The organism is Vibrio ostreae (genome assembly GCF_019226825.1).
GTDB lineage: Bacteria > Pseudomonadota > Gammaproteobacteria > Enterobacterales > Vibrionaceae > Vibrio > Vibrio ostreae.
Genome location: NZ_CP076642.1, coordinates 691,424 through 705,076, shown reverse-complemented (window position 1 = coordinate 705,076; position 13,653 = coordinate 691,424). Strand labels below are relative to the sequence as shown.

General features: G+C 49.9%; 10 protein-coding genes. 6 read left to right on the top strand and 4 right to left on the bottom strand.

The annotated features are described in order from the left end of the window. Window positions 1-96: 96 nt before the first annotated feature. The 4 genes from KNV97_RS03035 to KNV97_RS03020 all read right to left on the bottom strand — a co-directional run bounded on the left by KNV97_RS03035 (window position 97) and on the right by KNV97_RS03020 (window position 4,812). Complete coding sequence (locus KNV97_RS03035) at window positions 97-1,122, bottom strand: phospholipase A (protein ID WP_407701880.1); 1,026 nt, start codon at window positions 1,120-1,122, stop codon at window positions 97-99. 286 nt (window positions 1,123-1,408) lie between these two features. After that, entirely contained in the window at window positions 1,409-2,311 is a 903-nt protein-coding gene (secF, locus tag KNV97_RS03030; protein WP_218562097.1) for a protein translocase subunit SecF, read from the bottom strand. A 3-nt stretch (window positions 2,312-2,314) separates the two neighbouring features. Next, entirely contained in the window at window positions 2,315-4,150 is a 1,836-nt protein-coding gene (gene secD, locus KNV97_RS03025; protein ID WP_218562096.1) for a protein translocase subunit SecD, read from the bottom strand. Between the two features lie 176 nt (window positions 4,151-4,326). Further along, entirely contained in the window at window positions 4,327-4,812 is a 486-nt protein-coding gene (locus KNV97_RS03020; protein WP_218562095.1) for a hypothetical protein, read from the bottom strand. Window positions 4,813-5,150: 338 nt separating this feature from the next. On the opposite strand from KNV97_RS03020, the gene KNV97_RS03015 reads away from it, so the two are divergent. From KNV97_RS03015 to KNV97_RS02990, 6 genes are all read left to right on the top strand, one after another. Further along, on the top strand, window positions 5,151-5,603 hold the full coding sequence (locus KNV97_RS03015; protein ID WP_168796974.1) for a pyridoxamine 5'-phosphate oxidase family protein: 453 nt from the start codon (window positions 5,151-5,153) through the stop codon (window positions 5,601-5,603). A 219-nt stretch (window positions 5,604-5,822) separates the two neighbouring features. Then, window positions 5,823-7,436 carry a sensor domain-containing diguanylate cyclase gene (locus KNV97_RS03010; RefSeq protein ID WP_218562094.1) on the top strand — a complete coding sequence of 538 codons (1,614 nt, stop codon included), beginning with the start codon at window positions 5,823-5,825 and terminating at the stop codon, window positions 7,434-7,436. A gap of 123 nt (window positions 7,437-7,559) precedes the next feature. Beyond that, entirely contained in the window at window positions 7,560-8,207 is a 648-nt protein-coding gene (bluB, locus tag KNV97_RS03005; protein ID WP_218562093.1) for a 5,6-dimethylbenzimidazole synthase, read from the top strand. Between the two features lie 550 nt (window positions 8,208-8,757). Continuing rightward, a complete protein-coding gene (locus KNV97_RS03000) occupies window positions 8,758-9,375 on the top strand; it encodes a TetR/AcrR family transcriptional regulator (RefSeq protein WP_218562092.1) in 618 nt (205 codons plus the stop codon). Between the two features lie 78 nt (window positions 9,376-9,453). Continuing rightward, window positions 9,454-10,569 carry an efflux RND transporter periplasmic adaptor subunit gene (locus KNV97_RS02995; RefSeq protein WP_218562091.1) on the top strand — a complete coding sequence of 372 codons (1,116 nt, stop codon included), beginning with the start codon at window positions 9,454-9,456 and terminating at the stop codon, window positions 10,567-10,569. Continuing rightward, a complete protein-coding gene (locus KNV97_RS02990; protein ID WP_218562090.1) occupies window positions 10,566-13,625 on the top strand; it encodes an efflux RND transporter permease subunit in 3,060 nt (1,019 codons plus the stop codon). Before KNV97_RS02995 ends, KNV97_RS02990 begins: the two co-directional genes overlap by 4 nt. Window positions 13,626-13,653: the final 28 nt, after the last annotated feature.

The window sequence follows — 13,653 nt, the reverse complement described above, 5'->3', positions numbered from 1 at the left end:
ACAATGATTGATGGTATTAATCATTGTGCCTGCTTGTCGACGGCGAGCAGAAAAGGGCTTAGCGTTGTCGCTCAGCCCTTTGAGCATGCTCGCTGATTAAAGGATATCGGTTATCGCGATCCCGAGGCCAAAACGCTGCTGCTTATGGTTGTAATCAATCAGGTTCTCACCGTAGCCGGTGGAGTATTTCGCATAGCCGCGCACCTTGCCCCAGATAGGGAAGGTCATGCCTAGCTCCGCGTAGCCGTTGTGGGTCTCAAAGTTTTCCCGGCCCATGAAGTTCAATGCCACACTGTCCCATTTATACACTGCGCTGAGCTCGAAATTGCCCATGTAGTCACGGATATCCGGGTTGTCATCACCGTCCGGGTCGTCGGCGTAACTCTTACTGTCTTCCGGAATACGCCACCAAGGGCGGAAGTTGACCGCCAGACGATTCTTTTCATAGGTAAATGAACCGTAGATACGGTTCCAGCTGCGTGACAGATCCTGACGCTGGCCGTTGGACTGATGCTCAATGCCAACCCCGAGCCAGGTGTTGCCGCCAAAGGGTTTCCAAACGGTCGGCGTGAAGTAGAACAGTTCCGGCTGGTAGTTGGTTTCACGGAAAGGGCGCGAAATGGAACCGGCGTAAACCTGCCAGTAGGAACGCAGGGTGAAACCAAAGAACAGGGCATCATCTTCAAACAGCAGATCGGTGTAATTCAGCGGGATTTTAAAACTGATTTGAAATTCGGCTTCCGCTTTACGCAGATCCTCGGCCCAGCCAGTGTCCTGATAAGCTTCGCGGTTAACGCTGTCGGTATAGGTGAGCGGCAGAATATAGTTCATCTTGTGTGGGGTTATCACAAACGGCTGGAACTCGGTGCTTTTTTCTAATTCCCGCCGTTGAGTCAGCAGCTCCGGCTCCTCAGTCGGTTCTTCTTCCTCTGGAAGTTCACAGCGCTGACGCACTTCATCTATGGTCATTTCACCGCTCTGTCCGCGAGTGGCGTTAAGCAGACAGCGGTCATAATCGGACAGTTCTTCCGCTTCGATTAATGGTGACAGAAATAGTGTGGCTAGCAATGTCGTCTGTAGCATCGTCGTCTGCAGCGTCGTCATCTTTAGCGTCGCTTCCATGTGGGTTCCTTGGCAAAAAGTGGTAGTTAAACCTCTGAAGTATAATTGCTATTTTCTTGATTGTTGTAAAAGCAGTGTTATTGCTACGCTAAATATCCTCTCTTAGCAAGAGATGTATCACAGTTATTTAGTCGGATTATCACTGACCGGTATTTCAAAACTAACGTTTCTTTATTGCAAAATTGACGTGGTAAAAAAGGGACATGCGATCAGGCATGTCCCTTTTTGCTGCCTGGCAATCCGTTGAGATTAACAGGCCAATATGGTTGTTTAGGTTTAACCCGGTTTACGGGGCTAAATCCACTTCCACCGGCAGGTAATGACGAGGCTCAAGTTTGAGCCATTCCGGCAACACGGTACCGATTGAAATCGAGGACCAGGTGCCTGAAATAATCCCGATGAACATGGCGGTTGCAAAACCTTCCAACGGCGCGCCGCCCATCAGCCATAGTGCCGCAACGGTGATTAGCGTCGTACCTGAGGTGACCATGGTGCGCGAGAACGTCGCGACAACGGCCTGATCGTTAATCTCCTCGGTTGGCGTGCCCTGTCTGGCTACCAGCAGTTCACGAATCCGGTCAGCAATGATGATCGAATCGTTGAGTGAGTAGCCGAGAATTGCCAGCACTGCGGCGAACACCGTCAGGTTGAATTCCATTTGAGTCAGAGCAAAGAAGCCCAGTACCAGTACCACATCGTGGATCAGCGCCAGTAGCGCGCCACTTGCCAGACGCCATTCAAAGCGGAAACAGAGGTAACCAAGGATACACAGCATACTGATCAGCAGAGCCAGGCCGCCCTGATCAACCAGATCCTGGCCGACCTGCGATCCGACCATACTGTTGCTGATGATGTCTACGTTATCAGACACCTGGTGCAGAAGCTGATTGATATCCGCTGCGGCCTGGCCTTCAGCTGCCAGCGGGTAGCGAATCACCCAGCGACCCTCTTCGCCGGATTTGGTGACCGATGTGGACTCTCCCAATGCCGGCTGCAGTACATTGAGTAAATCATGGTTGGTGACCGTCTGGCTGATCACGGCTTCTGTAACCATACCGCCGGTAAAATCCAGTCCCATATTAAGGCCACGCATGGCAAAAGCGGCCAGAGAAATCACCATTAGCGCGATAGACACCAGGCTGGTGATGCAGCGAATACGACGAATGCGAGTTTTAAGAAATTGAAGCATGATTTATACCCTTACATCACGACGGCCGTCGCGTCCCCAAATCAGATTAATTAGTGCGCGTGAAGCGAACACGCCGGTAAACATACTGGTCAGCAGACCCAGTCCCAGAGTCAGAGCAAAGCCCTGAATCGGACCGTTACCGATGGAGTAGAGGATAAGTGCCGTGATCATGGTGGTGATATTGGCATCGAGGATAGTACTGAACGCGCTGCTAAAGCCGAGATCAATCGCCTGAGCGAAGCTGCGCCCTTCAGCCAGCTTATCTTTGATACGCTCAAAAATCAGTACGTTGGTGTCGACCGCCATACCGACAGTCAGTACCAGTCCGGCAATCCCCGGCAGGGTCAGCACTGCACCCGGCAGCAGACCAATCAGCCCGAGCAAAGAGACCATGTTGATCACCAGCGCGGTATTGGCAACCCAGCCCAGGCGGCGGTACCACAGCGCCATAAAGGTCAGGGTCATGGCAAGGCCTAACGCCAGGGCGGCAAAGCCATTGTGAATGTTCTCTGCACCGAGTGAGGCGCCGATAGTGCGTTCTTCGACAATGGTGACCGGCGCTGTCAGCGAGCCGGCACGCAGCAGCAGAGCCAGCTGCTGGGCTTCATCGGTCGAACCTGCTCCGGTAATGCGGAACTGACTGCCCAGCTGTGACTGGATGGTCGCGACACTGATTACCCGTTCGCTGCGCTCGGTTTCACCGCGCGCGTTGGTTTTGTATTCGCGATACACGGTCGCCATCGGTTTGCCGATGTGTTTGCCGGAGAAATCACTCATTACCTTGCCGCCAGCATGATCGAGAGAAATGTTGACTTCAGAGAAGCCCATTTTATCGACCCCGGCACGGGCATTGACAATGTGATCGCCGGTCAGAACCGGACGTTTATTGAGAACGACGGCTTTACCGTCGTTATCCTTGAGTACCAGATTATCGCGTGACAAAGCTTCGTCGCCGGTTTTGGCTTCATAGAATGCCAGGCTGGCGGTTGCACCAATCACATTTTTTGCCTGGGACGGATCCTGAACACCCGGCAGTTCGATACGGATGCTGTGTTCACCCTGGCGTTGGACCAGAGCCTCCGTAATGCCGAGTTCTTCAATTCGGTCACGCATGATTTTCAGGTTTTGCTGAATCGTCGCAGACTGAAAATCGAGCTTATTCTGTGCGGTCGGCAGCACGCTGAGCGTATTTGACTGACGCTTGATTTCCCAACCGGTGTAGTTCTGCTTCAGGTAAGTGGTAATTTTGCCCAGCGCTTCATCTGACTGGGTATCAACCTGCAATCCCTCCACACCCTGCGCAGCGACACGTACGCCACGCAGGCGCTCGCTGCGCAGCATATCTTTGACCTCGTCAATCATGGTATCGCGCTGCTCCTGGAATGCTTTATCGACGTCCACATTGAGCAAAAACTGTACGCCGCCACGTAAATCCAGGCCAAGCTTAATCGGATTAAAGCCCAGATTCTGCAGCCATTGCGGCGCAACCGAAACATAAGAGTAAGTAATACTGTCATTGGCGCTGAGCTGCGTATCCAGCACTTTGCGGGCATGGGCCTGATCGGTCTCGTTATCAAATACCAGCACCAGACTGTCGCCTTGCTGGGTAATTTTTTGCGCCTGAATGCCTTGCTGGCTCAGATACCGGTTGACGGAAGTTACATCAGACAAAGTGCTGTTAGGTTGTGATGACTGAATCTGGATCGATGGTTGCTCGCCATACCAGGTTGGAATTGCACTCAGGGCCAGCACCACCACGGTGACGACAAGCACCACGTATTTCCAGGCCGAATAGTGGTTAAGCACACGTTTTGGTGCTTTGGTTGGGTTTTTCTTCATAGATATCCCCTCGGCAAACGAGCCGAGTTTAAAAGCGGTAATGTGCAGCGTTGAAGAGGGCTTGTTACGTCAGTGCAATGAATATCGTATTCGGCACTGCGCTGGGTACGAGCACATCATGCAACGCTGGAATGATCAGCGCGTGTTATCAGGCGCCGATAATGGTTTCGGGAATATCAGCAGAAATACTGGCTGTTTAACGCCACATACATGGCATTGGTCTCTTTCCAGCCGGAAAGACGATAGGAGGAATGAAAGTCCTGATATGGAGCAGGAGAAGTCGACTGCGCCAGATGGATTGTCTGGTGAGGATCGGTAACGGGATAGAAGGACGCGACAGTATCAAGCAGATCCGGGTCGCCATCGTAGCTGTTATAACCTTCTCGTCCGTTATAGCCTTCTCGTCCGTTATAACCTGCGCTCCGGGCCCAGCGAACAGAATTGATCAGTGCCGCTTTGGATCCGGCGTGATGGGTTTCGCTCTGTGGTGCCTGAGGCTGGGCCGGAGATTCTGGCTCGTCACTCTGTTGTAGCAGCGCGCTCAGCGTTGCGGCGGCTTTACCTGATGCTGATTTGTTATTATCCAGCGACGCCAAGGCCTGCGCAGGCAAAACCAGCGCAATCAGCGATAACCAGAAAATACGAATCATGTGCCAGGACATACAGCGCCTACTTCAATAACAAGCTCGCAGTGTAAGGCCGGGCGTGACGGGGCTCAAGTAAAATTTTGGTCATTTGCATCGGGTTTTGCATGCGGCCGCTCTGATTTCAGCTGACTTATCAACCTGTCTGGTGACTGCAAGATGGCACCCTCATCAAAGTCACACTGACAAGAATCATGTTATTGCACGTAAAATATGTGCTTGGTTGCAAAAGTTAAAATAACTTTAAGCATGGCATATTGTATCTGGCCAGACGTTAATCTATGGTTTTGAATGTATTTTGCGCAATTTTACTCGCCTAGAACTGCAGAACGACAGAGCCACAAAGCGAACGGGAGATGATGATGAACCTTAGGGAATATGCACAAAAAAGTGTGCTGTGCTGGCTGGCGACAACGGATGCGGATGCCACACCCAATGTTTCACCCAAAGAGATGTTTACTTTTGTCGACGACGAGCTGATGCTGATCGCCAATATCGCATCACCACAAAGTGAACAGAATATATTCTCCAATGCCAAAGTGTGCGTCTCATTTATCGATATCTTTGAGCAACGCGGATTCAAAGTGCAGGGTATCGCGCGAGTGGTGAAAGCGCAGGACAGCTGCTGGGAAGGGTATTTAACGCACTTGCGTCAGATGGCGGATGAGCGTTATCCGATACAGAGCATCTTTGAAATTCGCGTTGAGTCAGTGGCAAAAGTGCAGGCGCCGAGTTATTTCCTTTTTGCCGATACTACGCCAGAGAGTCAGGTTGAAAGCGCTCTGAAAACTTATCAGGTAGAGCGTTGATTGCGATAAATCAGGGTTTACGGCGTTAAAATACCGAACTTGGTCGCCATCATTCGGCTTGGGGAGGCGCTTATCCAATCTTAAAATTGTTAACAAGCTGCAATGGTTTCGAATTGAGAAAAAGACGTTATAAGACATTAGTTGCAGGTTCAGCTGGAGTCGTTTAGATTGGGTGCAAAGGCCAGTGACAGGCCAGCGAAAGATGGAGACAGTGGGCACATGTTGGATAAATTAAATTTGGGAAAACTGATCCTGGTTTTGTGTGTATTCAGCGTAGTGGTGACCCTGTTTAATGCGTTTTACTCCATTTATCGCGTACAGCATGATCTGATCATCAATAACACGCTGGAATCCAATCGTGTTTACGCGGAAAAAATGGCAGAAATGACGGATGCATTTATCGATTCGGCCATGTCGCAGCTTAAATACAGTGCCCAGTCGCTCAGCACGGAAATGCAGGACACTAAATTCCTCAGCAAGGAAGTGGATCGGCTGAAAAACCAGACCGATTCCTTTAACTCCGCCTTTATCGTCAATGCTGACGGCGTGATCGTGTCCATTTCGCCCGAAACCATTGAGGTGAAAGGGATACGTTTAACCAGCGACAGGGCTTTGCAATCCCTGCGCTCACAAGAGCCGCTCGTGACCAATCCGTTCGTTTCACCGGCCGGCAACTACCTCATCAGTATTTCCTATCCCATTTTTGCCGCAAATGGTGACTACTTAGGCTATGTGGCAGGTAGTATCTATCTGGAACAGAAGAACATTTTAACCACCTTACTTGGAAAACACAGTTATAAAGACGGTTCTTATCTGTATGTTGTCGACCGCGGGCATACACTGATTTACCATCCGGATAAGCGCAGAGTCGGCCAGGTGATTGTGAACAACAAGGCAATTAATACCGTACTGGAAGGTGAAAAGGGCAGCCAGACTATGTTGAACTCGCAGGGCTTCGAAATGCTGGCGGGTTACGCTCCTGTAGCCCTCGCTGGGTGGGGCATTGTCGCCCAGCGCCCCAAAGAGCTGACCCTCTCCACTCTGGATCAGCAGATGTGGAATGTTGTTCTGGAAACGCTGCCAATCGCCCTGCTAACCCTGCTGATTATTTGGATCTCGGCGTTCTTCATTTCCAAACCGTTATGGCAACTGGCGAGCGCGGTGAGAAACTTCGACAGTCACTCCGCGGCAATGGATGATCTGACCCAGATAAAACCGTGGTACTTTGAAGCCTCGCATCTGAAGCGCACCTTCCTTAATGCGTTGGGTATTGTGTCTAACACCATAGATCAACTGCAGAACGATACACTGACCGACCCGATGACCGGTTTACTCAACCGCCGTGGTTTAGAGAAAGCCGTTGACCGCCTGTGTGGGCAGCATACCCCGTTTGCAGTGCTGGCTTTGGATGTGGATTACTTCAAACGAGTCAATGATACCTTTGGTCATGATGTCGGGGACGAACTGCTCAAAAGCGTCGCCCAGATAATTAAGAAACAGGCGCGTGATAACGATGTGGTGTGCCGGGCGGGTGGTGAAGAATTTATTGCTTTCCTCACTAAGACCGATGTAAACCAGGCGTTTAATGCCGCGGAGCGGATTCGTAAAACGATTGAAAACTATCCGTTTGACGCCGTAGGGCAGGTCACCATTTCGATTGGTGTCTCTTATTGGGACAGCGCCGGTGAACCCATCAATGCCATCCTGAAAAACGCCGATGATGCACTGTACCAGGCGAAACATAACGGCCGTAACCGAACGGAAATCAAAGCGTCGTCGGCAAGAGAAGACACGCCTCCGCCCTTGGGGGCAAAAGGCTTGCCTTTACGCTGATAATTGATGCTATTGAAAGGTGCTATTGCTAATTTGGTCATTAAAGTTGGCTGCTTTGGAGATTAAAAGTAGTAATATGCTCGCGTTAATTGCAGAATCCCCGCTTCGTGTTACGAGGTGACTATGAGAATTAACGAAACCGAGAGAGATGCCCTGTATAAAGTAATTTTTTCGCGCCGCGATGTGCGCCGCGACTTTATACCTGAACCGATACCGGATGAGGTTGTAGAACGGATACTCATGGCCGGGCATCACGCACCGAGCGTAGGCTTTATGCAGCCGTGGGATTTTATCCTGGTCACCGATCCTAATACCAAGCAGGCAATTAAGGCCGGCTACCAAGCTGCCAGTGCGGAATCTGCCGAGCAGTTTGCCGCTGATAAGCAACAAACCTACAAGAGCTTTAAGCTGGAAGGTATCATGGAAGCCCCGCTCGGCATCTGTGTGACCTGCGATCGCCAACGCAATGGCCCAGTGGTAATTGGCCGGACCATCAAACCAGAAATGGACCTCTACAGTACCGTGTGTGCGATCCAGAACATGTGGCTGGCGGCGCGTGCGGAAAACTTAGGTTTTGGCTGGGTGAGTATTATTCATGATGAGGTCTTGCGCGATACGCTGGATATTCCGGAGGAAATCGAAATCATCGGTTATCTGTGCCTCGGCTATGTATCGAAATTCAATGACAAACCCGAGCTGGAACAATTTGGCTGGTTACCGCGGGAAGACATCAATTCGCTAATCCATAGAGGAAAATGGTCACAGAAATAACGTAAACCCTCTGATACATCAAGAATCGCAATAAGTTATAGGCCATCAACATTCCCCAAAACTCTTGTGTCACGAGTTCTGGAGTGTTACTTCTCAGGTAAGCTGATTTTGAAGCATGTCCTGTGTCATTCCACGATATCCCAGCTCAATTTCACAACGATGACTGTCAAGCTCCGCTATATCTGCTCCCGGATATTTCGTTGCGTTCGTCATAGACGTTAATAAACGGACTTCTTTTCCTTTGATGGTCTTGGCGATTAACCTTACTTGGATTGTTTTGGTGGCGTCTACCCACTGCGTTGAGCTTGCAGTGGCAACGTAAGTTCAACCAACTCTCGCCCTCGACCTAGTTTGGCTATCACTGTAAGTTGTTCTTCTTGGAATCCTCGCCATCAAGTTTTGAGGGAAGCGGCGATAGTAGCCACTTGTTGCGGACGGAGGATTATCTTTAGAGCGAGTGTGACTAAATTACAATTTATTCACTCGTTGTTATCGTATCCATGAAGGGTTAGAATTTACAATTTAATTAATGAAAGTCAGAGATAAGGCTATGAATGACGAATATAACCACTCCAGTTTGAAGCGAGGCCCAGTCGCGCATGATGTGCGGGATCAGATAGTTATCGCCGCCACAGAACATTTCAGCCGCTACGGTTACGGTAAAACCACTGTCTCAGATTTGGCAAAATCAATTGGTTTTTCAAAGGCATATATATACAAGTTCTTTTCTTCTAAACAGGCTATTGGCGAAAGTATCTGTACAAACTGCTTAGGTGGGATTGAGGCCGATGTTCGAAAAGCGATAGAAGATGTTGATCAGGCGCCAGAGAAGCTGCGTCGGATGTTTAAAGAAATTGTTCAGGCAAGCTTTCGTTTATTTTCTCAAGACCAAAAGCTCTATGAAATTGCAGCATCCGCTGCCGCTGAACGTTGGCAGGCAACCATTCAGTATGAGCAAAACATCAAGGCGTTACTGCAAGAAATTCTTCGAGAAGGGCGCCAAGCAGGGGATTTTGAGCGTAAAACACCATTAGATGAAATGACGGCAGCTATTTATCTTGTCATGCGACCTTATATGAATCCTCTTATGCTGCAATACAATTTTGACGTGATTGAAGAGGCCCCGGTACAGCTCTCTAATCTGGTTCTTCGCAGTCTTGCTCCGTAGTCTAAAAGTGACTATTGACTAAATTGGTCACTAGAATGATAATTGCACTCCTGAACAGTCCTTCATGGAGGCTTATGTATGTCTCGTCACAACATACTGAAAATCGCAATTATCACTGCTTTACCGCTGGCCTTAACGGCTTGCGGTGAAGAAAAGCAAGCCGATCCCCGTACTGAAGCGCCTCTGGTGCGGACCGTTACGATCGGTGCGTCCAGCGCCGAATCGCGCTCTTTCACTGGTGTCATAGCGGCTCGAATAGAAAGCGACCTTGGTTTTCGTGTATCAGGTAAGGTACTAAAACGCCTGGTGGATACCGGACAGGTTGTGAAAAAGGGACAAGTGTTGATGCAGCTTGATCCTATCGACCTGCAACTTGCCGCTCACGCCCAACAAGAAGCTGTTGTAGCGGCTAAGGTAAGAGCCAAACAAGTGGCAGAAGATGAGGCTCGTTACCGAAAGTTACGCGGTACTGGGGCTATATCAGATTCTGCTTATGATGAAGTAAAAGCGGCGGCGGATACCGCACAGGCTCAGCTTCGTGCAGCCCAAGCGCAAGCGGAAGTAGCAATCAATGCTACCCATTATACGGATCTTGTTGCCGATGCTGATGGGACCGTAGTTGAAACCCTTGCTGAGCCGGGACAAGTTGTGAGCGCCGGTCAGATAGTGGTCCGAGTTGCGCATGCAGGAGCTCGGGAAGCGGTGATCCAGTTACCTGAAACCTTGCGTCCTGCATTGGGTTCCCCTGGGCAAGCTCATCTTTTTGGCCGTCCTGATATGACGTCGGTTGCAACGCTCAGACAGCTTTCAGATGCCGCAGACCCCGCCACCCGTACTTTTGAAGCAAGATATGTGCTTAACGGCGCACTGCAAAATGCGCCTTTGGGCTCAACCGTTACCATTAACGTAACCAACGAACGTTCCGTTTCAACAACAGGGTTGCAAGTACCGATTGGTGCGTTGTTTGATGCGGGTAAAGGAACTGGCGTTTGGAGTGTCGATGGCGAGCCAGCCAAAGTCTCTTGGCATCCCGTCACGGTTATAGATCTTGACGATGATTCTGCGCTTGTTAGTGGCTCAATCCAAAATGGTGCTCAAGTCGTCGCTCTCGGCGCTCATCTGTTACGCGACGGTGAACAGGTGCGAGTTGCGGTTTCTTCTTCCGGGTCTGTTGCAGAGGGATCGCGTCCATGAGCGAGAGTCGTTTCAATCTTTCCGCGCTCGCAGTACGTGAACGCGCCGTCACGCTATTTCTCATACTGTTGATTTCTATTGCTGGCGTAACCTCATTCTTTAAGCTAGGCCGCGCTGAGGATCCTTCTTTTACCATCAAGGTGATGACAATTGTCACCGCCTGGCCCGGAGCGACTGCTCAGGAAATGCAGGAGCAGGTTGCCGAGAAGATCGAAAAACGGATGCAGGAGCTAAGTTGGTATGACCGTACCGAAACCTTCACGCGTCCGGGACTCGCCTTTACCACGTTGACCTTATTGGATAAAACGCCTCCATCTGAAGTTCAGCAGCAGTTTTATCAGGCCCGCAAAAAAATCGGCGACGAAATTCGTAATCTTCCTGCTGGTGTCATGGGGCCATTCATTAATGACGAATATTCCGATGTGACTTTTGCGCTGTATGCACTCAAAGCCAAAGGCGAGTCGCAACGATTACTGGTTCGTGATGCAGAATCTCTGCGCCAACGTCTGCTTCATGTCCCTGGGGTTAAAAAGGTTAATATTATCGGTGAACAGCCAGAACGTATTTATGTGGAGTTTTCTCATGAACGTTTGGCAACATTAGGGGTAAGTCCACAAGAAGTTTTTGCTGCGCTCAACAATCAAAACGTGCTGACGCCCGCAGGTTCGGTTGAAACCAAAGGACCAGAAGTTTTTATTCGTTTGGACGGGGCTTTCGACAACTTAAAAAAAATACGCGATACCCCTATTGTTGTGAAAGGGCAGACGTTAAAGCTGTCAGATATTGCCACGGTAAAGCGCGGTTATGAAGATCCGGCTACATTCATGGTCCGTAATGGCGGCGAGCCCGCGCTGTTACTGGGTATCGTTATGCGTGATGGCTGGAATGGCCTTGATCTGGGCAAATCGCTTGACGAGGAAGTTGGCGGGATTAACGCCGAAATGCCTTTGGGTATGAGCCTATCCAAGGTAACCGATCAGGCCGTGAACATTCATGCGGCAGTCGATGAGTTTATGATCAAATTCTTCGCGGCATTGGCTGTTGTGATGCTGGTAAGCTTTGTGAGTATGGGATGGCGTCCAGGTATTATTGTTGCTGCGGCTGTGCCTTTAACGCTTGCCATTGTTTTTGTTGTCATGCTGGCGACGGGGAAGAACTTTGACCGTATCACGCTCGGCTCTTTGATTCTGGCATTGGGGTTACTGGTGGATGACGCCATCATTGCTATCGAAATGATGGTGGTGAAAATGGAGGAAGGTTATAGCCGTATCGCCGCGTCATCCTATGCCTGGAGTCTGACTGCAGCTCCCATGCTATCAGGAACACTGGTTACCGCGGTTGGATTTATGCCCAACGGTTTTGCACGTTCTGCTGCCGGTGAATATACCAGCAATATGTTCTGGATCGTCGGTACAGCACTCATCGCATCCTGGGTTGTGGCAGTGGTATTTACGCCATACTTGGGGGTGAAGCTATTGCCCGACTTTAAGAAAGTCGAAGGTGGGCATGGCGCAATTTATAATACGCCACGTTACAACCAATTCCGCCGGTTTCTGGGGCGGGTCATTGCTAAAAAATGGTGGGTAGCGTTATCAGTCGTAAGCCTGTTTGTTATCGCTGTACTGGGGATGTCGGTCGTTAAGAAGCAGTTTTTCCCTATTTCTGACCGACCGGAAGTGTTGGTTGAAGTGCAGATGCCTTACGGTACTTCCATCACTCAGACCAGCGCTGCTGCAGCCAAAGTTGAACAGTGGTTAGCGCAACAAAAAGAAGCCAGGATTGTGACCACTTATATCGGTCAAGGGGCGCCAAGGTTCTTCTTCTCGGTGGGCCCAGAGCTCCCTGATCCTTCTTTTGCCAAAATTGTTATTCGTACTGACAACCAAAAAGAGCGCGAGGTGTTAAAACATCGTCTGCGCCTAGCTATCGCTGATGGTTTAGCGCCGGAAGCAAGAGTGCGTGTGACTCAACTGGTATTCGGCCCTTACTCACCATTTCCAGTGGCGTATCGGGTAACCGGTCCTAATCCAGATACATTGCGCGACATTGCGAATGAAGTACAACAGGTTATGAAAGCAAGTCCCATGATGCGCACTGTGAACTCAGATTGGGGAACTCGTGTGCCTACCGTACATTTCTCATTGCAGCAGGACAGACTTCAGGCTCTGGGGTTGAACTCCAGTAGTGTCGCTCAACAGTTACAGTTCTTGTTAAACGGTGTTCCCGTAACGAGTGTGCGGGAAGATATTCGTACTGTTCAGGTGATCGCTCGCTCATCGGGCGAAACACGGTTTGATCCGTCTCAAATAGAAAACTTCACGTTAGCAGGTGTCCACGGGGAACGTATTCCTTTATCCCAGATAGGAAATGTTGAGATAAGAATGGAAGAGCCGATCATGCGCCGTCGAGATCGGGTGCCAACGATTACTGTGCGCGGTGATATTGCCGAAGGCTTACAACCGCCAGACGTATCGCATGTTATTACTCAGCAGTTACAACCTATTATACAAAAATTGCCTAGCGGCTATCACATTGTGGAAGCGGGTTCTATAGAGGAATCAGGCAAGGCCAGTGTCGCCATGTTGCCGATTTTCCCCATCATGATTGCTATCACGCTACTGATTATCATCCTCCAAGTGCGCTCATTTGCCGGCATGGTGATGGTGTTTTTAACCAGTCCTTTGGGACTCATTGGTGTGGTGCCTACTTTGCTTTTGTTCCAGCAACCGTTCGGCATTAATGCATTGGTTGGATTGATAGCATTGTCTGGCATTTTAATGCGTAACACGCTCATTTTACTTGGCCAAATCCGTCATAACGAATTATCCGGATTGGACCCGCTCAATGCAGTCGTTGAAGCTACGGTTCAACGTGCTCGCCCTGTAATCCTTACAGCGTTGGCCGCAATTCTAGCCTTTATTCCACTCACACACTCTGTGTTCTGGGGAACATTGGCTTACACGCTGATTGGTGGGACGTTTGCCGGAACCGTTTTAACATTGGTTTTCTTACCTGCCATGTATTCGATTTGGTTCAAGATAAGGTCAAACGCTTGAGAAACGTATCATGCAAAGAAGCTTATGC